Source organism: Rhizobium aouanii (genome assembly GCF_037002925.1).
In the GTDB taxonomy this organism is placed as follows: Bacteria; Pseudomonadota; Alphaproteobacteria; order Rhizobiales; family Rhizobiaceae; genus Rhizobium; species Rhizobium aouanii.
Genome location: NZ_JBAMYD010000026.1, coordinates 29656 through 50579, shown reverse-complemented (window position 1 = coordinate 50579; position 20924 = coordinate 29656). Strand labels below are relative to the sequence as shown.

Below are 20924 nucleotides of genomic sequence, written 5' to 3'. Positions count from 1 at the left end.
GAACCCTCAAAGGACGATCCGAGTTACAGCATGATCGCGATCCGTATTGAAGCGCTAAACAAGACACTGGCCGACAAGGAGCGGGAGTTCCGCCTCGCCGTGCCGTTCTTTTCGATTGCGGGCGGGGAAAGGAAAGCGATCGTCGGATCGACCGGCTCCGGCAAGACCACGGTCATGGACATCCTGGCCATGGTGACCGAGCCGGACGATTGCCGGCGCTTCGAACTCGACGACGGCGAAGAGCTGATCGATCTCGCCACGATCGCCGAAAGGCATTCCGCCCTTGCGCGGCTGCGGGCTGCCTGTTTCGGCTATATCACGCAGCAGAGCCCGCTCTTTCCGTTCCTGACCGTTGCGGAGAATGTGGCCGTGCAGCAGAAGGTCTCGCATCGACCCGATCGCGCCTATGCCGAGCAGCTTGCTGGCATGCTCGGGATCGACATGCTGCTCAACGCCAGGCCGGCAGAACTCTCCGTCGGACAGAGGCAGCGGGCAGCAATCGCACGGGCGCTGTCGCACAGGCCTTGTGTCGTGCTTTGCGACGAGCCGACCGGAGCCCTCGACCCGGTGACGGCGCGTCAAGCGATCACCACGATCCTGTGGGCGGCCGGTCAGACAGGTGCTGCGGTCGTCATGATCACCCATGACTGGGAACTCGCCAGCGAATTCAAGTTCGAATTTCACGTCATCGAGACGAAGCGGCGCGAGGGATCGGCAACGATCAACGTGTTGCGACCGCTCGATGCATCCGCAAGGGAGGTCGGCCTTTGATCGGCGTGCAGCTGGCGATCATGTCGATTATCCGCGAGCCGCGGCGCCATACCGTCGCGATCCTCGGCATGGTTTCGGTGCTGGTGCCGCTGATGCTGCTCTGGAGCATGAAGGTCGGGTTCATTGCCGGCCTGATGCGCGAGCTGCGTTCGGCGCCGTCAAATCTCGAATTGCGGCTGCGGGGCGATTATTTGATCGACCAGAACAAGGTTGCGGACGTCCGTTCCCTGCCGGGCATAGGCTTCGTCATCCCAACGGCGCGCCTGCTGGCGACACGCGCTTTCGCAAGCCTTTCGGATGGCGCCCGCCGGACGCCGGTATCGCTGATGCCGACGGCGGTGGGCGATCCCCTGACGGTCGGTGCGCCTGACATCACCGACATGAAGGGCGCTCTCGTTTCGAAGGCGCTGGCTGAAAAGCTCGGCGTGCCGGTCGGCGGAACGATCGCCATGTCGAACCAGAGGCGGGATGAGAACGAAACGCTGCGGGTCGATCTCAAGGTGGCCGGCATCGTCGCGGGAGAGGGTGTCGGCGGCCAGTGGATCTTCGTGTCGCCGGAACTGGTGCAGGATGTCGAGGCCTTTATCGACGGTTATGCCGTGCCCTCGCTCGGCCAGGACGGCAAGCCGGTCGCCGGCCGGCCACGGATCTATTCAGGCCTTCGGATCTACGCCGACAGCATCGAGGCGGTTGCCGGTGCCGCCGCGGCGTTGCAGCAAATGGGCTTCGTGGTCGAAAGCAATGCGGCGCGTATCGAAAACGTGCTGAGGCTCGACCACGTTCTCAATACGATCGTCATCGCCATGGGCGGCATTCTGCTTGCGGGCCTGTGCCTGTCCTCCTGGGCCGGGCTGTCGGCCGTGCTGGCACAGCTGAAACGCCATGTTGCCCTGCTCGCGCTGATGGGTGCTGCACGCTCCAGCATCGGGCTCTACTTCATCGTCATCGGCTCGTTCGTGGCTTTCGGCGGCACCGCACTTGCCGTCCTCTCGGCCTACGGCCTGGCGGGCATCGGCAATCGTCTTCTGATCGGCGTGACAGGCGGCGACCGGCCGATCTTTTCGCTGCCGTCTGCCGATGTCGCCGGCATTTCGGCCGTTGTGCTGCTCCTCCAGCTTCTCATCGCGTTGTCGATCGCGGTCAGGGCTTCGGCCATTCACCCACGGGAGATGATACGAGATGACTGACAGGTCACGCAGCTTTTTCGGCGCCAGGCTCGCCGGCATTGCCCTCGCTGTCGTCCCACTGGCGGCGAGCGCCGAGGACGCCTGGCCGCCGGAAATCTACAATCCGACACAGGTCGACGGCATGCTGCTCCTGCCGCTGCCATGCGGCGGACAGATCGCCTTCCGGCGCGTCGTCACGGATTCCGTCGACCCAAACTCTCCGACGGGGCCGCTCAGCGACCGTCAGATCAGCATGGGCCGCGCCGTCGACCGCTCGCGCGGCTTCATCGAGTTTCGCCGGCCGGAATATCTGACCGGCAGTCTTAGCGATCCGGCGACCGGCGAACGCTTTTATCTGATCGGCGCCTACGAAGTGACGATCGCCCAATACAAGGCGGTGATGGACGGCCCGGAAAATTGCCCGCCGGCGCCTCAGCGAAAGGATGTGCTGCCGGCAACCGATGTCAGCTGGTACGACGCCGTCACATTCACGCGAAGGCTCAATCAATGGATCTATGCCGGCACGAGCAACCATCTTGCCTCGCTCAGCCAGCTCGGCGTGGACAACGGCTTCGTTCGCCTGCCGACGGAGGCCGAATGGGAATTTGCCGCCCGCGGCGGACTTTCTGTATCGGATGCGCAGCGTAACGAGCCCTTGTTTTTCGGCGAAGGCGATCTCAACGACTACGCCTGGTTCAACAGCGCCGCATCCTCGGGCGGAAAGATCAAGCCGGTCGGCGGCAAGAAGCCGAACCCGCTCGGCCTCTACGATGTCTACGGCAATGCCGAGGAAATCGTCCTCGAGCCGTTCCGCATGACGCGCACCGGTCGCCTGCATGGCGGCATCGGCGGCTTTGTAACCCGCGGGGGGTCCTTCCTTGATCAGGCCAAAACGTTGACATCGGCCCGGCGCGACGAGCGCCCGTTCTTCGACGTCCAGATGAACGGCGAATTCAAGCGCCGCTCGCAGGGCTTCAGAGTGGCGGTCAGCACCTCGTCGGTGCCGGCCGATCTGTCGCAAATGTCGCGCCTTGAGGCTGCTGTCCAGGAAATCGAGCGGCAGGTTCCGGGACCGGCCGAAGACCAGCCGACGCAAGAGCTGGCGCGGGCGGCCGAGCGGATACAGAACCAATCGCTGCGCACCGAGATCGAAACGTTGAATGCGCGGCTTGCGGCAGAGTTTGCGCGGCGCAACGAGCTCGAGGCGTTGAACTTGCGCGCAGTTCTCGTCAATGCCGTGATCATAACGCGCGAACTCGATCTCAGTCTGCGATCGCAGAAGAAGTTGAGTTTTGTCATCTCAACGGAAACAGACGGCGCGACAAAGGCGGGCTTCGAGACAAGACTGAAACAATTTGTCTCTGAGATGGACACGTTCTCGGGCGCCTATGCCATCTCGCTGGAGCGCATTGCTGCCTACCCCGAGGAGATCGTTGCAGCGCAATCGCGCAGCATGCAGGCGGAGCTCAATCAGCAGGGCCAGGGCAATCTCCTGCAGTTTGCTGCAGTCCTTCAGCACAACATTCAGTCGTTTCGCCGCGACGGGCGCATGCGACCGATCATCGATTACCTGAAAAAGCTGGTCGACCAGTCGATGCAATAGACCGGGCGACCAGACGTAATGATCCAATACTATCAACCGGCTCAAGGGGGCTCCATGACAACGCATAAGCACTTCCTGACACGTAAATTCATCGCACCTGTACTTATTGGCACTCTGCTTGTGACATCGTGCACGACGGTCTCGGGCGATCCGTCGACAATGTCCTCGGCCGAAATCGCCCTGCGGCAGCGGCAGAACGAAGACGTCCGCATCGCCCAGGGCGTTGCAACCGGCGCGGTGCTGGGCGCGGCCGGCGGCGCACTGCTTGCCGCTCTGACCGGCGGCGATGGCCGCTCGATTGCACGCGGCGCTATTACCGGCGGCGTTATCGGCGGTGTGGCCGGCGGCATCGATGCCAATAACGTCAATCGGGGCGCACGCGCCGAGGCTGGCCAGCAGGATCGCTATCGGACGATCATTGCCAATGCGGATCACAATATCGCGCATTACCGCCGGATGAACGGTGTCACCTCGCAGCTCATTGCCGAAGAAAACGGCCGCATTGGCCGTCTCAACGGCGAATACCGGGCCGGCAAGGTCGACAAGGGCGAATATCGCCGCAGGCTGTCGGGTGCAAGGGGCAACCTGTCGATCATCGACGGTCAGATCAGCAAGGTCGAGCGCGACATCAGCGACCTGCGCAGCGAAGGCCAGAACGGGGCCCCGGTTTCCTCCAGGGTTGCCCAACTGCAAGGGGAAAAAAGCCGGCTCCAGTCACAGCGCAATGCGCTTGTGACAGTCTACAGCCGCGTGCCCGACGATATCAATCTCGGCGTCTGACCCGCTGAAAGAGCCAAACCGCGTGTCCGACCGAGGGTCGGGCACGCATGGACAGGAAGGGACCATCATGAGAACGCGCACCATTACCAGCTTTTCAATCATTCTTTTGAGCATCGCGGCCGGCGGCCTGTCGGGATGCCAGAGCTCGTGCACCGGCGATCCACGCTTCGACAACTATTGGTGCGCGCGCGGCAATCTGTCTGACGGAACCTATGCCCGGCAGACGGCCGACCTGCGCCACACGGCGGCAGATCGCCAGATCGAGGCGGCATCGCTTCGCGCAAGACTGGAAACGCGACAGGCCGAGCTTGCCGCCGCCCGCTCGCAGAATTCTTCCGCAGCACAGATCCGCCGCCTCGAAGGAGAGATCGCGACGCTGCGCCAGCAGATTTCCTATCTCAGCCGCTGACGCCCATGACACGCTCCCTGCTCTCCGTTGCCGTCGTTCTGCTCTGGCTGCTCCTTGCGGCGATCCTCGCGCTGATGGGCCAGCACATGCTGCGCGCCTGCGGTATCGGCCTGTTCGGATACCGGCTTTCCTGGTGCGAGGCATCCATCGCTTCGCCCGGCGCGCTTCAACGGCAGCAGGGATTGAGCGTGGAACTGGCGGCGCTGGAGCGGCAGTATCGGGCGCTGCCCCTCTGCCGCGCAGACGTGCCACAAGGGGGTTCAGGATCCGCCCCCATGAGCCCCGCGCCGATTGGCAAGCCGCCGGCAGCTCCCGGCGGCGCAACGGCCGAACCGGCGAGCCGGCCGGGCGCGGGCGGTGACGGTTCAGTTGCGCGGACACCGGCGCCTCCGATTTCGCCTGGGTCTGCATTGGTGCCGGGCGCCGGGACGGGATCGGCTGCTGGAGTGGGGCCAGCCGCACCGAGCAATCCGCCGGGCGATGGGCCTGGCGGAGGCCAGGGTAACGGTCAAGGCAGCCCGGATGGCGCCTCGCAAGCGCCCGCGGTCACCGATCCTGCCGCCCAGAGCGCTGGTAATGACGCCTGCCAGCCCAACGCGCAAAACCAACCCGGTCCGGTGCTCCTGGCCATCGACCATTCAAGGAGCATGGCCCTTCCCGTCGATATGGATGACAGCGTCGCGGTAGATCTCGAAGCGTTGATGGACCAGAAGACGCCGGCCGGCTGGGCGGCAGAGAAAATCTACGACAGCTATATCGATCAGCCAGGCAAGAAGCGTCTCGACGTGCTCAAGGAGGTCATCACGCGTTCGATCGGCGCCCTGCCATCCGGCAATACCGTTGGCCTCGTTACGTTCGGCGGATGCCAGGGTGTGGTCGATGCAGGGCTCTTCGGCGATGAAAAGCGCGGTGACCTGGTCTCGCAGATACAATCGCTGAAGCCTGTGCCTGCGACGCCCGTCGCGCAGGCTCTCAAGGCGGCACTGGCCCGTGCCAAAGGAAATGGCAATGGCCGGGTTGTTCTGGTCACCGACGGTCGCGACACCTGCGGCGGCGATCCCTGCGCGACGGCGCGCCAAAATGGCGGCGTTCGTGTCGATGTGCTTGCGATCGGCGGCGGGCGGGAGCTTGCCTGTATCGCTGAGGCGACGGGCGGGCAGCTGATTGATGCTGCAGGCGCCACCAATATCGACGAACAGATCAGTCAGCTCATCACGGGAGGCGAGCCATCATGCCACTGATACATCACCTTCTCAAAATCGCGATCATCCTGGGTGGGATTTCCATAGTCGGCCCGACGCCGCCCGTGGCCGCCGAGGATGGCCTCGGCGATCAACTGCAGCCGCTGGTCCTGCGCTACTGCAAGCTGGTCCCCGGAAACTGGCGGCGGACCGTCGCCGTTCTCTCGTTGATGCCGCCCGAGAGGCTACAACGCGTGCCGTTGCCCTTCGAGGATGTCGGCATGACGCAGCAATGCGCCGAGACCGTCAGGGACATGATGTGTTCCGCGGAGTACGTCAACGAGCTCGAAGGCTTGCTGAAGGAAGTCTATAAGATACCAGACCTCGACAAGAAAATGCTCACCTGCGGTGCCGTTGGCGGCGTCATTGGCCTCGCACTTGACGGATCAGTCGACGGCGCGATGAAAAGAGGGGGCCAGGCCATGGGCCTGTGCGGCATCTACTACACCATCAAGTCCATCGGGGGGTGCGAGAAACGGAAGGCAGATCTTTCGAGATTGGTCGGCCAGATCCAGTGGCCTGAGCGGATCGAAAGCCCGGCTCGCTTCGAACTTCAGGCTCTGCAGAAAATCGACCAGAGCGGACTGGAGATGGAGCAGAAGGCGTTGATCTATGCCGAGATCGAAACGCGCTATAAAACCCTGCGCAATCTGCCGAATACGATGGGCGACAGATAGGGTCGCCGCTGCAGGGTGTGGCGGCGATACGCGCGATCCGAATGGCCGTGTTACGGTCCATTCTTCATCGAGAGTGTGAATCAGCATTGACCGCTGACCCCTGAGCTGACGACCATTAAGTACATGAGGTTGCTGGAAATTTTTAGCATGGATGGGGCCGCTATCGGCGCCGATTGTGACCCCACCCAGTATCTATTTTCTATCTGTAGATCAGAGGCTTACACTCATGTCGCGAGGGTCAGCCCTCGGCGCCGATTCACACGAATGGCGCCCTGCCCGCCGGCTGGTATCAGGCCCTCGAGCAGGTGTCGGCGCGCCGCCAGATCGGTTCGAGTGAGGTCGTGCCCGTCGAAATAAAGAAGGTCGAACGCCATGAGGACTGCCTCTCGTGAGATTTTCTTGCGACCGCGGCCACCAAGAGATTGCTGGAGCATGCCGAAGTGCGTGCGGCCGTGATCGTCGAGGACGACCGCCTCGCTATCTAGGATAGCGGTCGAGACAGGAAGTGTTTTCGCTGCGGTCTCTATCAACGGGAAACGATGCGTCCAGTCATGAGCGCCGCGCGTCAGGATCCGGACGCCGGATGGCCCGATGTGGATCGCTAGGCGGTACCTATCCCATTTCACTTCGAAAGCCCATTGCTGTCCTTTCGGCGGCCGCTTCTTGATGAGCGCCAGGCAGGGCTCCACGCGCGCCGGCATTGGATCGAGCGGGAGCTGCGGCTGGGTGGGATCGCGCCGCCGGCGTGGCAGACTGAGGAGTGGTTCTTCGGTTCGGCGGAGTAGTGTCTTGGAAGGCTTACGTGGCTTTGTCATGCGAGGATTTCATCGGCCACGCCTAAAAGATCAATTGACCCACATTGATTATCGACTCATCTGACGACGTGAACATAATAAGAACATCGGCGAGGCGGCCGCCGATCTGAAAACAGATCGAATTAAGCTCTGCAAGGAGAATGAGAACGTGCGCCTGCCACTAGCCCAAGCCCCGAAGACCGATTTCGAGTGGGAGGTAGAAGCCGTCTTGGCTTAGCACGATGAAGATCCTCGCGCAGGGATGCGCAGATGAGATCGGTGCCATCAACCGCTACTGCACTGAGACGACGAAATGGCAATCACGCAGCACGCACCCCCTCGATCGAGCCGCCCGAGCTGACTATGCCCGAAATGAATATCTCGAAGAAGCTGTCGCGATGGTCCCTGGAAGAGGCGCGGCAGGTGGGGCGTATACTGATTGTCCGATGTGGGCTTTGCAATATTACGCGCCGCTTCCTGCCGGACGACATTCTTAAGCTCCGCAGGAATACCACCTTGAGCCGCCTGAGATTTGTCTGCCAAGAATGCAACGAGAGTGCGTACATCGACGTGAACGTCTATTACCCGTCATCTTGGGACGTCGGAAGGCTTCCGATCCGACGCCTCGCTGGTTATGCGAGACGTTAGGAATCCTATTTGGCGAGACGAAACCCTTTAGCAGCCAGCCGGGACACGTGGACACCAAGGGAGGGAAATGTGTGTAATCTACATCGGATGCTGAGCAACCAAGAGGCCATCCGCTCGATCACAAGGGCGATGATTGACAGCACCGGCAATATGGAACCCATCACCGAAATCTGGCCCGACTATATGGCGCCAATCGTCCGCAACACGCCGGCCGGCCGTGAGCTTACCAACGTGCGATGGGGTCTGCCGAGTTCGTCTCAGGCGATATACCAGGCCGCGGCGAAGCGGGCCGACGGACTCCGGAAGAAGAGCAAGGAGGTGGACATCCAGCAGCTCCTGAAAATGGAGCCGGATGGTGGCACCACGAACGTCCGCAATGTCGAGAGTAAACATTGGAAGCGCTGGCAGAGCGTCGAGTTTCGCTGTGTCGTGCCAGTCACGTCGTTTGCAGAGCCGGACCCCGCGAATAAGCCCGAAGGCGGCCGGACGCCCAACGCCTGGTTCGCTGCGGATCCAAGCTGTCCGCTGATGTTTTTTGCCGGCATTTGGGTGCCGCAGTGGGAGAGCGTCAGGAAGGTCAAGGAGGGGCTGACGGTGAATGGCCTCTACGGGTTCCTGACCACGGAACCAAACGGGATCGTTCAGCCAGTCCACCAGAAGGCCATGCCGGTTATCCTTACCACCTCTGATGAGGTCAAGACATGGCTGACAGCGCCGTGGGAAGAGGCTCGCAAGCCGCAACGGCCATTGCGCGATGATCAGTTGATCCTTCTGCAGCCTGAGCCGGTGGCCGCATGAGCATCACGAGCCATTCAACTCGCCCGGCGCCAACCTGCTCTTTGAGCACTACTGCGAAGAGCCTGGGTGCAAGAAATGGGGAGGCTTCGGCAACAGCCCGTCACCTTCGGTCCCGGCTCGTTGGTGGTGCTGGGAGCACTTTCCGCAAAAGACTTATGAGCAGGAACAGACGCTGAGACGGAAGCTCGGGGCCGCGGAGAGCGAGGAGACGACGCAATGATTGCCGGAGTGAACGCCCGCGGAATGCGACTGCTGGAAAAGGCGCTTCGATCGTATCTCGTCAGGCGCGGCGACTGTTAACTTTGATGTTGAAAAAGAGTTCCCGCGGTTGCAGGGCAATCGACTTCTCGTCGTGCGCGTGGTTTACTAGAAGCTGTAAATACATCCGGGGAATCAACTTATGAAGTTCGTTAAAATCGCTCTAGCAGCGACTGTATTCGCTTTGTCAGCAACAAGCGCTTTTGCGCACGGTGGCGGGCTCGATGGAAACGGTTGCCATACCAACCACAAGACCGGCGGCTATCACTGCCATTGATCTGCTGACCACTGGAGGAAATCTATCGCATTTGTCTCAGAAAGAAAGGCTGCCCGCGCAGGCGGCCTTTCCTATTTCTGAATCGATGAAAGTTTCGATCAGCAGCGGCGTTGATGATCGTGGGGACACCGATCAATGATTGCCAGCCCAATCATCTGCGCGTCCCGTCGTCGACGGGGACACTGTAAAATGCATGCGGCTACTTGGCGAAGGGATTCCGTTCATCTCTGGCATAGACGCGCCGGAGATCGGGAGCCGCGCGAAGTGCCTCAAGGAACGGAAGCTGGCGCTGATCGCCAAGGGGAGGCGGAAAGAGCTTTTGGCTGAAAAGGGATTGCGGGTGGTGTTAAGCTCGGTGGACAACACACCAACGCACCGGCCGCTCATAAACATCTACCGCACGAACGGTGAAGAAATCGGCAAAAAGCTGCTCCGGGATGGATTCGCGGGAACATGGAGCCCGAACCGGCGCAACGATTGGTGTGAATTGCGATAAAGATAGAGCAGCCGCCCAACGCACAGGAGATCAAATGCTTGGGGTTAGGCAAATGTTCGCTGAACGGCCAAGCTAATGATACAAAATATCACCTGCTGTTGTAATTCAATTATTAATGCAAAAATAACCAAATGTTACCGCATCTTGGAGTCTCAAGTGCCGTAGCAAAGGTGTGGAAGACAATCAAAATTAATATTTTATTGCAGAAATTAGATAGTCAGCGGAAAATTATCTCAGCAGACCGATAAGGCCTCTTGCTCACTAAGCACCCCTTTACTGCCCCCGCTTTTCGTAGTTTTTCTACTAACAGGTTAAACTCGCACCGCGGAACTTTTCTTGATTTTCTACGTTAAGGCTGCGTGGATGTGCTTGTCTTGGGCAGTCCGCGTTTGTCAGACTTTAGCCCCGCGAGATCGCGGGCTTTTTTGCGAAAGTAGGACGGCTCCCAGGTACTACGGATCGTACGCTCTGATTTCCCAGTGCGATCGACCGCTGTCTTAAGTGCGACAATGTCCGGCCGCCGCATGAGGATTGGAGCGGCGCGGCTGCTATCTTCGTTGGCTTGAAGGTCGCGAGCTTCATCGACGTTCATCATGCCGCCTTCCTCAAAGGATGTTCGATGCCATGCCGTCGCCCCGATTTGAGTGCGACAACGAATGTTCGTCGCGGTTCTTTCATTCGTATGCAATCTTAAATCGTAGCCAAGCCTACAAAACGTCGAATCGCGCGAGCATCTTTTTCAACTGAACGTTTTGCAGATAAAGCTTTGTCGTCAGCATGCTTCTCAGCTGTTTGATTTCCTCGTCAAGGCTTGCCACTTCATCGAAGAAAGCATCCCCGGAAGAGGACGATTTGATGCTTTGACCTTCATTTGTGGCGATTGCCCCTTGCGCGACCACGCCGGCATTAACTCTCTTTGCCCGTTCGCGACGATTGGTCCGCGGTTTTCTTTGAGACTTCGTATTTGGCCCGCTATACGCTACCAACGCGCCCGCCTCGGCATCCGAACGACGGGCTGCACTCTCTGCGGGCGTTTGAGCCTCTTCAGCATCAACCGGGGGACCTGGCGCCCGCACGAAGTCGGGATCGCCTTCCGGTTTTTTCGATGCCACTGACACCTGAGCAGCGGAGACGCTCTCGTCACGATCAGGTATGCCGGAAGCTGCCGTTGAATCAGACGCAGGTATTGAAGTTTGATCCGCTTTGCTTTCGATCGCCTCGGGATCAATGGCATGCCCAATCGAACTTTCTTGCACCTTTGCCGGTCGTGGCCGCGACGCCAATTGAACAAGGAATTTCCACGGTGTCTTCATAGTGTTCTCACCTTGAGCAACCTGGACTGCGACCCTGCCGCAGCGATTATATCCTCACACGCCAATTCAACCGTGCCCACGAGCCGGGCTCGGCAATCTCTCCCCTACTGAAAAAACAGCGGCTGAGGGCGTTCCACGACCCCGTTTGGGTCGCTCGTTAATCATCCAGCCCGAGACGCTTGCGAAGCTCGGTATTTTCCTGACGCAACTTGTCGGCCAGAAGCTTGCGAAGTCTTTTATTCTCTTCCTCCAACTGGATCAGATCTTCGATCTCATCGAGAACAGGAGCAGATGCTCTTGCCAGTTGCTCAACCGGCTTCGCCGTCTTGGTTCTGCCGGCGCTGTTGAGTGTGCTCCTACCGTCTGGGACCTTTGTTTCGATGGACTTTGGCTTCCTTCCCCGACCGCGTCTGCCAGGTTTTGCGGGATTTGCAGGTGGCAGTACCGCCGCCTCTGATACGGCCGGAGCCGGTTCGCCAACTGCCTTTGACCGCCGTGGCGCACGCTGCTTCTTGGGCTCCGGTGTTTTTGCCGGGACAACCGCCTGCACGGCCTCAGCATGAGGGCCTGTATTCTCTTGAGCCATCGGTCATCTCCTCTGTAGCCAAATCTGTTTTCGACTGAGCGCAAGACGGAGTCAACAGCGGCGCTGCGGGTCATTGAAAGTGTTGCACCCAATGTGAGCGCAGAATTTGAAGGCCGCTGGAAAAGCTGAGAAAGCTCTATGGCAAAGGTGACTTGAACCACAAACCGTTGGATTCGGTCTGTTCGGCAGCATAACACCGATTCATGGAACTCTTTGTTTTCGAAAATACGTCAGGGAAGCAGATAAATTCGCCTTGCGGCCAATCCCGCCCAGGCCTTCCACGAGCACCTTGATCGCCTTGCGCTTCAATTCGGATTCGACCTGAACGTCAACGGTCCCTGCCCGTTTGTGACTGACACCTGAACCCTCGGGAAGGTGAGCCCGAGATCCGATCTCAGCCTGGTGCGCACCGCCATTCTGATCGCCTGATCCTCTCGGGGCAATGCGGTCGTCGGTGCCTCGGCAATGACGCGCAGAATATCCCTTCGGCTCATGATGCCGACGAGACGTCCCTGTTCGACGATCGGCAGCCGTTTGATACGATGCGCCTGCAGGCTTTCGGCGATATCGGAGACTTCGCTGTCCGGCCGCGCGACGATCACCTCTTGCGACATTACATCTGCGACGCACCATCCGTTGCTGCAGATGTAGCGTTCGAGATCGATCTCGGAGATAAGCTCCGGTGCGCGTGTGGAGTGGGGTGTAAGCCGGACCTCCCGACGCATAAGCAGGTCGCCCTCGGTGACCATGCCGCAAACGCAGCCCTGATCATCGATCACGGGAAGCCCGCTGATCTGGTTCCGCAATATCATCGCGACCGCATGGCGCACGCTGACCGCCAGACTGACCGAAACCACTTTCGTGGTCACTATGTCCATTGCCTGCATCGCCGGCGCCTCACTGCTTACCGTTATCGTTGGGATAATGCTAGAGAAAAGCCGATAGCGCCGCTTTGATCTTCGTCAATCTTGCTGATCGGTGGTTGGCTTTCATGCCCGTCGACCGAAGAATGGCCTCCAAACTGGCGCCTTCTTTCCGGTGAGGACCGCAGTGGTCCCCTGCCCGCGATGATCATGGGGTCGCCTTCGCCTCCTGCCCTTACCTTCCTGCCACAGACCCTGCTGTTTCAGCCTGTCGGCCACATCCTTCGGCATATAGGTCTCGTCATGCTTGGCAAGCACGGTATCGGCGACAAAGACATTCGTTCCCGGCGTAAACACCCTGGCCCTCGCGAAAAAGATCGGGAAGGATGCCGGTATATTTGACCCTCACGGCATAGGCGCTGCCGTCGGTGACTGCAAATTCCACCGTCGAGCCGGTGCCGCGCACGACGCTACCCTCGCCGACCAGGCCGCTAAACCGGATGCGGGTTTCCGGCGCCACAGGCGTCTGTGCCAGATCGGCCGGCATGTAGAAATAGGCCACCGACTGGCTGAAGGCGAAATCAAAAAATCACCGCGGCAATGATGAAACTCATCCCGCCCGCGATCATCGCAAGGCTCTTCTGCTTGCGCGTCATCTCCGATCTCCTGCGGCTGTCATGTCAGGCTCCCACCCAGAAATGGTCAGCAGAACGCCTCCATTGCGCCCGAGTTGGTTCGTCTCGATTTCCGTGTCGAGTTCGAGAACTGGTCTCGGAGGCAAGCGATGACGGCCGGAGCTATGGCTGCGAAACAATCCAGATAACCATGACGTCCAGGTGCCTTTTGCCCTGAACATAGTGGAGCGGGCGATCGCCACATTGACGGGGGTCAAATTACGGCGCGCTTTGCCAGCTTGTTCCCGACGCGTTAGACTAGCATGCCTTCCGCAACAGATCGACGCTGCCGACCAGTACGGTCCTGCCTCTGACTTCAACCCCTGCAGGTACAAGCGCGGCGAACGCCCGCGAAAGGGCTTCGGGTGCAAGCCCCAGTTTGCCGGCCAGAATTCTCTTCCGGTACGGCAGGCGAAACGTGACATGTGAGGCCGACGCCGGGCATCGGCTCACGAGATAATTTGCCACACGCTGCGTGGCCGTGTGCAGCCGGTCTCCCGCAATGCAATCCATCGCGCCGAGCAGATGCCGGGTCATGATCCGCATGCCGTTGCGATGCATGACGGGATACTGGTCGGCGAGCGTCCGCAAGTCCGAAAGCTCGAACAACGCCACCTCCGCACCGTCGGCGGACCACGCGCTGTAGGCATAGGCGCCGCCGCCAGACAGAAGATACTCGCCGAAGGTGTCGCCCGGCTCGCAAACACAGATATCTGCCTCGCGCCCGCCGGATTCCGATTTCGAAAGCCGGACGAACCCGTTCATCACACGATAGACGAACGCCGCTGGCTGACCTTCGGCGACGATCCGCTCATCCGGCGCGAATGTTTGAAACTGAGCCGCGGCGGCGAGTTCCTCTACCGTCACCTGGTTGACGCCGTCGAATAGGTCAGACCGCAAAAGTATGGGATTTTTCGCAAGCAATCGATCTTCCTTTTAGCCAATATGCGGTTCAAGAATTGCGGTCGGTTTCGTCGTCGACGAGGATTCGCCAGGCGGCGCCTTCAAGGTCGTCGTATTGGCCGCACTTCAGCGACCAGAGGAATGCCAGAAGGCCCATTCCCCCCATCAGCAGCGCGATCGGTATCAGATAGATCAGCATGTTCATGCGGTTTTCACCTCCTCGCCGGCTCCCGCCTTGGTCGGCATTGGGGAATGCTCGCCGACACCATTCAACCGCAGCGCGTTCGTCACGACGATGATCGACGACGTTGACATGGCCACCGCTGCTATCAGCGGCGTCGCCAGTCCGGCGATCGCGATCGGGACTGCCAGCATGTTGTAACCGATGGCGAGAACGAAGTTTTGCCGGATAAGACTGGCGGATCTTCGCGCAACGGCGATCGCGTCCGGAACGGCATCCAGCCGCTCCTTGAAAAAGACGAGGTCGGCGGCCTGCCTGCCGATGTCGGATGCCGTGGCGGGCGCCATTGAGACATGCGCGGCGGCAAGCGCCGGAGCATCGTTGATCCCGTCGCCGACCATGAGCACGCGGTGGCCCTCGCCGCTCAGTCGCTGGCATTCCTCGACCTTCTGCTTCGGCGCCAGGGCGCCCAGAGCCGTGTGGATACCGAGAGCCCGCGCCGTGCTGTCGACAACGGATTGCCTGTCGCCGGACATCATCAGCGTTTCACGGCCAGCCGCTGTGAGCGCCCGGACAGCCTCGGCGGCGCCCGGGCGCAGCGTGTCGTCAAAGAGGAAACGTGCGAGAACGGCGCCGTTTCTGGACAGGACCACTTCCGAAAATGGATCGCCGCCCGTGCCGAGCGCGAGGCCGCTCCCGGAGGCAAAGACCCGGCCGCCCAGCCGATAGACACCCGTCCCGTTCCTGGCCTCCATTCCCCCGCCGGGGATTTCCGTGACCTCATCGAAGGAGAGTGAGGAAACAAGCTCCAGATCCCGCACCAGAGCCTCAGAAAGAGGATGCCGTGAATGCGCGGCCAATGCGCAGGCGATCGCGGTGTTACCCGCGTCGATCGCTTCGGCCTTGACGAGGCGGGGCCGGCCCATCGTCAGCGTGCCGGTCTTGTCGAAGGCCACGATATCGACCTCGGCCAGCCTTTCGAGCGCCGAACCGTCCTTGACCATGATACCCTTACGGAAAAGCTCACCCGCAGCGACCACCTGGACCACAGGTACGGCAAGGCCCATCGCGCAGGGGCATGTGATGATCAGCACCGCCACCGCGACTAGCATGGCCTGTTTCCAGTCACCGCCGACCAAGCCCCAGGCGAGGAAGGAGACCAGCGCCAACAGGTGCACGGCCGGGGAATAAAGTGCTGCGGCGCGATCGGCGACCCGGCGATAGCGAGCCCTGCCGCCCTCGGCGGCTTCCATCAGGCCAATGATTTCCGATAGAAGCGAATCCCTCGCCACTTTCGTCGCGCGCAGGACGAGCGGGCCGGTCAGGTTTATCGCACCCGAATTCACCGCGCTGCCTGAGGCGACGGCGACCGGACTGCTTTCGCCGGTGACGATGGAAAGGTCCACGTCGCTCTCGCCGCTGACGATCATACCGTCGACGGGGATACGTTCGCCCGCCGCGATTGATATGTCATCTCCAACCGCGATCTCCTCTACCGGAACGTAGCGGCGCGATCCGTCCGGCATCATCAACAGAGCCCCGCGCGGGGCCAGTCTGGCAAGGCCGTTGATCGCCGCGCGTGCCCTTTCCCGCATCACGTGATCGAGGGTTCTGCCGATCAGCAGGAAGAACAGCAGGGAAACCGAAGCGTCGAACCACGCATGTTCGCCGTGGTGCACGGTCTCCCACAGGGACACGGCATAGGAGAGCGTCACCGCAAGCGAGATCGGAACGTCCATGTTGGTACGCCCGCGCTTGAGCGCGTTCCAGGCCGACTTGAAGAAGAAGCGTCCCGCATAGACCAGCGCGGGGGCCGCGATCATCGCCGAGATCCAGTGAAACATGTCACGCGTCGCCGCATCGGCGCCCGACCAGACCGAGACCGATAGCAGCATGATGTTGGCAGCTGCAAAACCCGAAACGCCGATCGCCAGCAGTAGCTGGTTCCTGATCCTGTCGTTTTCAGGTGCCGTCGGCGTGAAAAGATGCGCACGGTATCCGGCCGCATTGATGGCCGCGAGGATTTCGGAGGGATCGGTCGCCTGCTTGTCGATATCCTCCTGGTAGACGCAGCTAACCCTGCGGGCGGTCAGATTGACCCGGGCTTGCCTGACGAAGGGGAGCGCCGACAGTGCCTTTTCGATGTTGGATATGCAGCCGCCGCAGTGGACGTCCGGTACGCTGACGTCGAGCTGGCGCAATCCGGCCTCGAGCGGATGGCTGGCAAGACGGACTTCATCGGCGCTGGCGGATGTGGCGCTGAGGGCGAGCACGCTTTGCGTATCCATGGAGCAGCAGGTCATTGGCCAAACTCCGCAGTATCGACGCGCTTGGCCTCATGCATGACGACCGCGTCGTTCCTTCTCGATACGGCCTCGATGATCCAGTCGCCGCCGGCGATCTCGTGATCGGCTTCGAACTGCCCCTCGCCCGTCTTCCGCAGCTCGAGGCGGAAATCCTCATGATCGCCGACCGGCCGTTTGAAATTCAGCGTGACATCGTCGATGATCGCAGGCGCGCCCTTCCCGTCATGAATATTGTAGCGGATCTCGCGGCCGTTGACGGAGAGAGCGCCCTCGATGCCCGAGGCGGCCATCGTCTTCATCGCTGCCGCCTTGCCGTTGAATTCCTGGCTGGCCACATAGGTGTTTTCCACGACCAGGCCGCTCCAGCTGGATGAGGCATAGACGGCCATGGTGATGTTGACGGCGATCACGACCGCGAAAAACGCCGAGATCGTAAGCAGCATGTGCCGGCCGGTAAAACCTTGAGCGGAAGCTTTCATTTCACGTCTCCCGGTGCGTTGAACGCCGCGCGATAGGTCGCCCGGTCAAAATGGCCCGTGTCTTCGATGACGAAGAGGAATTCATTGATCTTGGATCCGTCGGGCCTGCGCGTGACGAAGACCTTGAGCGTCGTGGCCGCGTCGGGTTCGGCATTGACGGTGAAGCTGCGGCCATCCTGCCGGCCGAATTCGGGTATGCGCATCGTGCCGCCCTCCAGTCCGACCAAGGTAATGGTCACGTCCCGCGGCATCGGCACCATGTTGAGGACGCGAAGCGTGTAGCCGTTACGGATGGAGCCGTCGCTTTCCAGAACATATTGAGGGTTGCGGTCGTGGACGACGTTGAGTTCGAGCCGTTCGCGCAATGCGAGATGGACGACCATGGCGATGCCGATCAATGCCCAGACGACGGCGTAGAAGACGATTCTCGGACGAATGATGATGCGCCAGTCGAAATGCCGGACTGCCGGAACGAAGCTGCAATCGGCGTTCCGGACATTGGACGGCTGGATGGCTGACCGCCCTCCGTCCGTCGCAAGCAACATGTTGCTCGAATATTCGCTGAGCGTCGCATAGGCGATCAGGCCGCGAGGTTTTCCGATTTTGTCCATGACGCCGTCACAGGCATCGATACAGAGCGCGCAGGTGATGCACTCCATCTGCTGTCCGTCACGAATGTCGATTCCCATCGGACAGACCGCGACGCAGGCATTGCAATCCACGCAATCGCCGACCGGTAGGCCCACGGCCCGGGCTTTCTTGGCGTGGCGCGACCGCTGTTCGCCCCGCCAGTCGTTGTAGGTGACAACCAGCGAATTTTCGTCGAGCATCGCGCCCTGGATGCGCGGCCAGGGACACATGTAGGTGCAGACCTGCTCGCGCATCAGCCCGCCGAGCACATAGGTCGTGGCGGTCAGGATGGCGATCGTCGCATAGGCGGCTGCAGGAGCGCTGCCGGAAAATAGCGAAGCCGCCAGGCTCGGCGCATCGGCGAAATAGAAGATCCACGCCCCGCCGGTGGTAACGCCGATCAGCAGCCAGATCGCATGCTTGATCACGCGCCTCCTGAGCTTGTCGAGGGTGATGGGGCCGGCGTCGAGCTTCATCCGCGCGTTCCGGTCGCCTTCGATGGCGCGTTCGACGACGAGAAAGAGATCGACCCAGACGGTCTGTGGACAGGCGTAGCCGCACCAGGCGCGGCCGACCGCGGCGGTGACCAGAAAGAGGCCGAAGCCCGCCATAACGAGCAGGCCCGCAACGTAGTAAAATTCCTGCGGCCAGATCTCGATGAAGAAAAAGAAGAAGCGCCGCGAGGAGAGGTCGACGAGGATTGCCTGATCGGGCGCGTTGGGACCGCGGTCCCAACGGATCCACGGCGCCAAGTAATAAATGCCGATTGTGATCAGCATCACGATCCATTTGAGCCGGCGGAATCGGCCTTCTGCGCGCTTTGGAAAAATCTTCTTGCGTGGCGCATAGAGAGGTTGTCGGTTGCGCCGGGTGTTGACCGGCTCGACGCTGGCGCGTTCGATGTCGTTTGGATCGGAGGCGGTATAGAGATTCATGGGACCTGTCCGGTTTTCAGCCGCTCTTGTCCCATCTCGGGCGCAGCTGTTCCTTGATGCAGATCAAGAAGCGATGCTTCCCGGACAAGGAAAAGGCCACGCCCCGGAGAGTGGGCGTGGCCTGGAGGAACTGCGGGGGAGAAACACCGCGGGGACGTCCTCCACAATTGCAATTAGCGGCTCGTCTGTTTGTGGTCTTTGAGGCAGGTCAAACTTACGATTGAATTGCCGATCTTTGCCGGGTCTTCCTGCTCGGAAGATGGCGGCACAGCTTTGGCGCGTGCCGACCCATGCGACCGTATGGTCGCGCGCTGCGTGCCGTAGAGACCGAAAATCGGATCGTGGTCATGAACTGTCATGGCTTTTCCTTACATCCCGCCGCCAAGCGAATGAACGAAAATGGTCAGCTCCTTGACGGTCGTATCGCCCAGGCGCCCTGTCCAGGCGGGCATGACACCATGCTTGGGAGAGGTTACCTGGCGAATAATGGCGTCTTCACCGCGCGCCTTCAGCCAGATTGCATCGGCGAGATCCGGCGCGCCCATGTCCGCCTTTCCTTTGGCGTCTTCGCCGTGACATGCGGCACAGTTATCGAGGAATACCTGTTTTCCGTCTTCCGCGAGGGTGGGGTCCGGGGGCGTATTGGTCAGCCCCCAAACGTAAGCGGCCGCCTGCCTTGTCTGGGTGGAATCCAGAATTTCTGCAAAGGCCGGCATCTCGGACGCGTGGGTGTCGGTATCAGTGTCGAAGCGTATCCCGTGCGCGATGGTCGTCTGAATGGCGTCCAGATCTCCACCCCACAGCCAATCGTCGTCATTGAGGTTCGGGTATCCGGGACCCCCGCTGGCTCCCGAGCCATGGCATGGCGCACAGTTCACCTTGAATGCGGAAGCGCCGCCAGCGATTGCGAATTCCCGAAGAGTAGGGTCGGAATCGATCTCCTGCACGGTCTTGGCGGCAATCAGATCATGAAACTTTGTCTGGGATACCTTGGCGAGATCGAGATCCTGCTGCAGGTCCGCGCGAGTTGAGTAGCCGAGATAGCCTTTCGTGGCGGACGTGATCATTGGGATGGCCGGATAGGCGATGGCGTACCCGATTGACCACATGATCGTCATGTAGAAGGTCCAGACCCACCAGCGGGGCAGGGGATTGTTGAGCTCGCGAATGCCGTCCCATTCATGTCCGGTCGTCTCGACGCCGCTTAATTCATCGATATGATTTTCCGACATCTCAATCATCCTTCAAGGGAATATCGGCGGCTTCCTTCGCCGTCTGCTTGCTGCCTGGGCGAAGGGTGAACACGACAGCGCCGACGAAGAATGCCACCATTGCCAGGAGGCCCCAGCTGTCGGCGAAGTGTCTCATTGCAGTGTAGGTTTCCATAGATCACCTCAACGGTAACCGGTCGCGTCGTCATAGTTCGAGAAATCGACCAGCGTTCCAAGCATCTGCAGGTAGGACACCAGGGCGTCCATTTCGGTCAGCCTGGCCGGATCGCCGTCGAAATCGCCGACCTTCGCCTTCGGATAGCGTTCAAGCAGGTTCGCCGTGTGCGCATTCGGATCGGCCTGAGCCCTCATGTCGGCCTCCGCATTCGCCAGCATGTCGTCACTGTAGGGCACACCCACGTCTTCGTTGGCCTTGAGGTCCATCCCGACATCCTTGACCGTTACTTCCCGTTCCTTGAGGAAGGCGTAGCTCGGCATGATCGATTCCGGCACCACGGCCCGCGGATTTGCGAGATGCTGAACATGCCATTCGTTCGAGTAACGTCCACCGACTCGTGCCAGGTCCGGCCCGGTCCGTTTGGATCCCCACTGGAACGGATGGTCGTACATTGATTCCGCGGCGAGCGAGTAATGTCCGTAACGTTCGACTTCATCACGGAACGGCCTGATCATCTGGCTGTGGCAGAGATAGCAGCCTTCGCGGATGTAGATGTTTCGCCCCGCCAGCTCAAGCGGCGTATATGGCCGCATGCCTTCTACCTTTTCGGTCGTGTTCTGCAGGTAGAACAGCGGCGCGATTTCGACGATGCCGCCGATGCTCACGACGAGTAGCGAGCCGACCAGAAGAAGCGCCGCGTTCTTCTCGAGGATTTTATGTTTATCCAGTAGGGACGCCATGTCTCAC

General features: G+C 60.5%; 24 protein-coding genes and 3 pseudogenes. 12 read left to right on the top strand and 15 right to left on the bottom strand.

Annotated elements, in window-relative coordinates; translation table 11 throughout:
• Positions 1-30: 30 nt before the first annotated feature.
• The 7 genes from V8P77_RS31970 (at position 31) to V8P77_RS31940 (ending at position 6647) form a co-directional block, all read left to right on the top strand.
• Positions 31-771 (top strand): ABC transporter ATP-binding protein, encoded by a 741-nt coding sequence (locus V8P77_RS31970; protein ID WP_264399552.1) that lies wholly within the window; start codon positions 31-33, stop codon positions 769-771.
• Positions 768-1958, top strand: coding sequence for an ABC transporter permease (locus V8P77_RS31965; protein ID WP_264399551.1), 1191 nt, complete (start codon positions 768-770; stop codon positions 1956-1958). The genes V8P77_RS31970 and V8P77_RS31965 overlap by 4 nt, the downstream gene beginning before the upstream one ends.
• Entirely contained in the window at positions 1951-3540 is a 1590-nt protein-coding gene (locus V8P77_RS31960) for a formylglycine-generating enzyme family protein (protein ID WP_264399550.1), read from the top strand. Before V8P77_RS31965 ends, V8P77_RS31960 begins: the two co-directional genes overlap by 8 nt.
• Before the next feature lie 54 nt (positions 3541-3594).
• Positions 3595-4320 carry a hypothetical protein gene (locus tag V8P77_RS31955; RefSeq protein WP_264399549.1) on the top strand — a complete coding sequence of 242 codons (726 nt, stop codon included), beginning with the start codon at positions 3595-3597 and terminating at the stop codon, positions 4318-4320.
• Positions 4321-4387: 67 nt separating this feature from the next.
• Positions 4388-4729, top strand: coding sequence for a hypothetical protein (locus tag V8P77_RS31950; protein WP_264399548.1), 342 nt, complete (start codon positions 4388-4390; stop codon positions 4727-4729).
• Positions 4730-4734: 5 nt separating this feature from the next.
• Positions 4735-5970, top strand: coding sequence for a vWA domain-containing protein (locus V8P77_RS31945; RefSeq protein WP_264399547.1), 1236 nt, complete (start codon positions 4735-4737; stop codon positions 5968-5970).
• Entirely contained in the window at positions 5961-6647 is a 687-nt protein-coding gene (locus V8P77_RS31940; RefSeq protein ID WP_264399546.1) for a hypothetical protein, read from the top strand. Before V8P77_RS31945 ends, V8P77_RS31940 begins: the two co-directional genes overlap by 10 nt.
• 254 nt (positions 6648-6901) lie before the next feature.
• Here V8P77_RS31940 and V8P77_RS31935 read toward each other — a convergent pair.
• Positions 6902-7462: pseudogene (locus V8P77_RS31935) on the bottom strand (ATP-dependent DNA ligase); the annotation flags it as partial.
• Between the two features lie 714 nt (positions 7463-8176).
• Here V8P77_RS31935 and V8P77_RS31930 point away from each other — a divergent pair.
• The 5 genes from V8P77_RS31930 to V8P77_RS31915 all read left to right on the top strand — a co-directional run bounded on the left by V8P77_RS31930 (position 8177) and on the right by V8P77_RS31915 (position 9918).
• The gene (locus tag V8P77_RS31930) at positions 8177-8887 is read left to right on the top strand and encodes an SOS response-associated peptidase family protein (RefSeq protein ID WP_335916243.1); all 711 of its coding nucleotides are present in this window, start codon (positions 8177-8179) and stop codon (positions 8885-8887) included.
• On the top strand, positions 8868-9107 hold the full coding sequence (locus V8P77_RS31925; RefSeq protein ID WP_319641421.1) for a hypothetical protein: 240 nt from the start codon (positions 8868-8870) through the stop codon (positions 9105-9107). The genes V8P77_RS31930 and V8P77_RS31925 overlap by 20 nt, the downstream gene beginning before the upstream one ends.
• Before the next feature lie 180 nt (positions 9108-9287).
• Complete coding sequence (locus tag V8P77_RS34870) at positions 9288-9422, top strand: YHYH domain-containing protein (RefSeq protein WP_264441030.1); 135 nt, start codon at positions 9288-9290, stop codon at positions 9420-9422.
• The gene (locus tag V8P77_RS31920) at positions 9370-9561 is read left to right on the top strand and encodes a hypothetical protein (protein ID WP_264399544.1); all 192 of its coding nucleotides are present in this window, start codon (positions 9370-9372) and stop codon (positions 9559-9561) included. The genes V8P77_RS34870 and V8P77_RS31920 overlap by 53 nt, the downstream gene beginning before the upstream one ends.
• 54 nt (positions 9562-9615) lie before the next feature.
• Positions 9616-9918 carry a thermonuclease family protein gene (locus tag V8P77_RS31915; protein ID WP_319641418.1) on the top strand — a complete coding sequence of 101 codons (303 nt, stop codon included), beginning with the start codon at positions 9616-9618 and terminating at the stop codon, positions 9916-9918.
• A 349-nt stretch (positions 9919-10267) separates the two neighbouring features.
• Here V8P77_RS31915 and V8P77_RS31910 read toward each other — a convergent pair whose 3' ends face one another.
• The 14 genes and pseudogenes from V8P77_RS31910 to ccoO all read right to left on the bottom strand — a co-directional run bounded on the left by V8P77_RS31910 (position 10268) and on the right by ccoO (position 20917).
• Positions 10268-10513, bottom strand: a complete 246-nt coding sequence (locus tag V8P77_RS31910; RefSeq protein WP_264399543.1) for a hypothetical protein — start codon at positions 10511-10513, stop codon at positions 10268-10270.
• A gap of 112 nt (positions 10514-10625) precedes the next feature.
• Entirely contained in the window at positions 10626-11231 is a 606-nt protein-coding gene (locus V8P77_RS31905; RefSeq protein WP_264399542.1) for a hypothetical protein, read from the bottom strand.
• Between the two features lie 157 nt (positions 11232-11388).
• Complete coding sequence (locus tag V8P77_RS31900; RefSeq protein ID WP_264399541.1) at positions 11389-11817, bottom strand: SyrB2 regulator; 429 nt, start codon at positions 11815-11817, stop codon at positions 11389-11391.
• A 201-nt stretch (positions 11818-12018) separates the two neighbouring features.
• Positions 12019-12704 (bottom strand): annotated as a pseudogene (locus V8P77_RS31895) (CBS domain-containing protein).
• A gap of 102 nt (positions 12705-12806) precedes the next feature.
• Positions 12807-13336 (bottom strand): annotated as a pseudogene (gene ccmE / locus V8P77_RS31890) (cytochrome c maturation protein CcmE).
• 276 nt (positions 13337-13612) lie between these two features.
• Positions 13613-14278 carry a Crp/Fnr family transcriptional regulator gene (locus tag V8P77_RS31885; protein WP_264399540.1) on the bottom strand — a complete coding sequence of 222 codons (666 nt, stop codon included), beginning with the start codon at positions 14276-14278 and terminating at the stop codon, positions 13613-13615.
• Between the two features lie 28 nt (positions 14279-14306).
• Positions 14307-14462 (bottom strand): cbb3-type cytochrome oxidase assembly protein CcoS, encoded by a 156-nt coding sequence (gene ccoS / locus V8P77_RS31880; protein WP_264399539.1) that lies wholly within the window; start codon positions 14460-14462, stop codon positions 14307-14309.
• Entirely contained in the window at positions 14459-16741 is a 2283-nt protein-coding gene (locus V8P77_RS31875; RefSeq protein ID WP_264399538.1) for a cation-translocating P-type ATPase, read from the bottom strand. The genes ccoS and V8P77_RS31875 overlap by 4 nt, the downstream gene beginning before the upstream one ends.
• Positions 16738-17223 carry a FixH family protein gene (locus tag V8P77_RS31870; protein ID WP_264399537.1) on the bottom strand — a complete coding sequence of 162 codons (486 nt, stop codon included), beginning with the start codon at positions 17221-17223 and terminating at the stop codon, positions 16738-16740. Before V8P77_RS31870 ends, V8P77_RS31875 begins: the two co-directional genes overlap by 4 nt.
• Complete coding sequence (ccoG, locus tag V8P77_RS31865) at positions 17220-18788, bottom strand: cytochrome c oxidase accessory protein CcoG (protein ID WP_264399536.1); 1569 nt, start codon at positions 18786-18788, stop codon at positions 17220-17222. Before ccoG ends, V8P77_RS31870 begins: the two co-directional genes overlap by 4 nt.
• 173 nt (positions 18789-18961) lie before the next feature.
• Positions 18962-19147: a hypothetical protein gene (locus V8P77_RS31860; RefSeq protein WP_264399535.1), complete on the bottom strand. Its 186-nt coding sequence runs from the start codon at positions 19145-19147 to the stop codon at positions 18962-18964.
• 9 nt (positions 19148-19156) lie between these two features.
• Positions 19157-20020, bottom strand: coding sequence for a cytochrome-c oxidase, cbb3-type subunit III (gene ccoP, locus V8P77_RS31855; protein ID WP_264399534.1), 864 nt, complete (start codon positions 20018-20020; stop codon positions 19157-19159).
• A gap of 1 nt (position 20021) precedes the next feature.
• The gene (locus tag V8P77_RS31850) at positions 20022-20174 is read right to left on the bottom strand and encodes a cbb3-type cytochrome c oxidase subunit 3 (protein ID WP_264399533.1); all 153 of its coding nucleotides are present in this window, start codon (positions 20172-20174) and stop codon (positions 20022-20024) included.
• Between the two features lie 8 nt (positions 20175-20182).
• Complete coding sequence (gene ccoO / locus V8P77_RS31845; RefSeq protein ID WP_264399532.1) at positions 20183-20917, bottom strand: cytochrome-c oxidase, cbb3-type subunit II; 735 nt, start codon at positions 20915-20917, stop codon at positions 20183-20185.
• Positions 20918-20924: the final 7 nt, after the last annotated feature.

Excerpts from the sequence above, each read along its gene's own strand:
- V8P77_RS31960 (WP_264399550.1), top strand. The coding sequence starts at position 1,951 with ATGACTGACAGGTCACGCAGCTTTTTCGGCGCCAGGCTCGCCGGCATT.
- V8P77_RS31930 (WP_335916243.1), top strand. The coding sequence starts at position 8,177 with ATGCTGAGCAACCAAGAGGCCATCCGCTCGATCACAAGGGCGATGATT.
- V8P77_RS34870 (WP_264441030.1), top strand. The coding sequence starts at position 9,288 with ATGAAGTTCGTTAAAATCGCTCTAGCAGCGACTGTATTCGCTTTGTCA.
- ccoP (WP_264399534.1), bottom strand. The coding sequence starts at position 20,020 with ATGTCGGAAAATCATATCGATGAATTAAGCGGCGTCGAGACGACCGGA.
- V8P77_RS31905 (WP_264399542.1), bottom strand. The coding sequence starts at position 11,231 with ATGAAGACACCGTGGAAATTCCTTGTTCAATTGGCGTCGCGGCCACGA.
- V8P77_RS31860 (WP_264399535.1), bottom strand. The coding sequence starts at position 19,147 with ATGACAGTTCATGACCACGATCCGATTTTCGGTCTCTACGGCACGCAG.
- V8P77_RS31915 (WP_319641418.1), top strand. The coding sequence starts at position 9,616 with ATGCGGCTACTTGGCGAAGGGATTCCGTTCATCTCTGGCATAGACGCG.
- V8P77_RS31910 (WP_264399543.1), bottom strand. The coding sequence starts at position 10,513 with ATGATGAACGTCGATGAAGCTCGCGACCTTCAAGCCAACGAAGATAGC.
- V8P77_RS31920 (WP_264399544.1), top strand. The coding sequence starts at position 9,370 with ATGGAAACGGTTGCCATACCAACCACAAGACCGGCGGCTATCACTGCC.
- V8P77_RS31955 (WP_264399549.1), top strand. The coding sequence starts at position 3,595 with ATGACAACGCATAAGCACTTCCTGACACGTAAATTCATCGCACCTGTA.
- V8P77_RS31970 (WP_264399552.1), top strand. The coding sequence starts at position 31 with ATGATCGCGATCCGTATTGAAGCGCTAAACAAGACACTGGCCGACAAG.
- V8P77_RS31900 (WP_264399541.1), bottom strand. The coding sequence starts at position 11,817 with ATGGCTCAAGAGAATACAGGCCCTCATGCTGAGGCCGTGCAGGCGGTT.
- ccoG (WP_264399536.1), bottom strand. The coding sequence starts at position 18,788 with ATGAATCTCTATACCGCCTCCGATCCAAACGACATCGAACGCGCCAGC.
- V8P77_RS31940 (WP_264399546.1), top strand. The coding sequence starts at position 5,961 with ATGCCACTGATACATCACCTTCTCAAAATCGCGATCATCCTGGGTGGG.
- ccoO (WP_264399532.1), bottom strand. The coding sequence starts at position 20,917 with ATGGCGTCCCTACTGGATAAACATAAAATCCTCGAGAAGAACGCGGCG.
- ccoS (WP_264399539.1), bottom strand. The coding sequence starts at position 14,462 with ATGAACATGCTGATCTATCTGATACCGATCGCGCTGCTGATGGGGGGA.
- V8P77_RS31850 (WP_264399533.1), bottom strand. The coding sequence starts at position 20,174 with ATGGAAACCTACACTGCAATGAGACACTTCGCCGACAGCTGGGGCCTC.
- V8P77_RS31945 (WP_264399547.1), top strand. The coding sequence starts at position 4,735 with ATGACACGCTCCCTGCTCTCCGTTGCCGTCGTTCTGCTCTGGCTGCTC.
- V8P77_RS31950 (WP_264399548.1), top strand. The coding sequence starts at position 4,388 with ATGAGAACGCGCACCATTACCAGCTTTTCAATCATTCTTTTGAGCATC.
- V8P77_RS31875 (WP_264399538.1), bottom strand. The coding sequence starts at position 16,741 with ATGACCTGCTGCTCCATGGATACGCAAAGCGTGCTCGCCCTCAGCGCC.
- V8P77_RS31870 (WP_264399537.1), bottom strand. The coding sequence starts at position 17,223 with ATGAAAGCTTCCGCTCAAGGTTTTACCGGCCGGCACATGCTGCTTACG.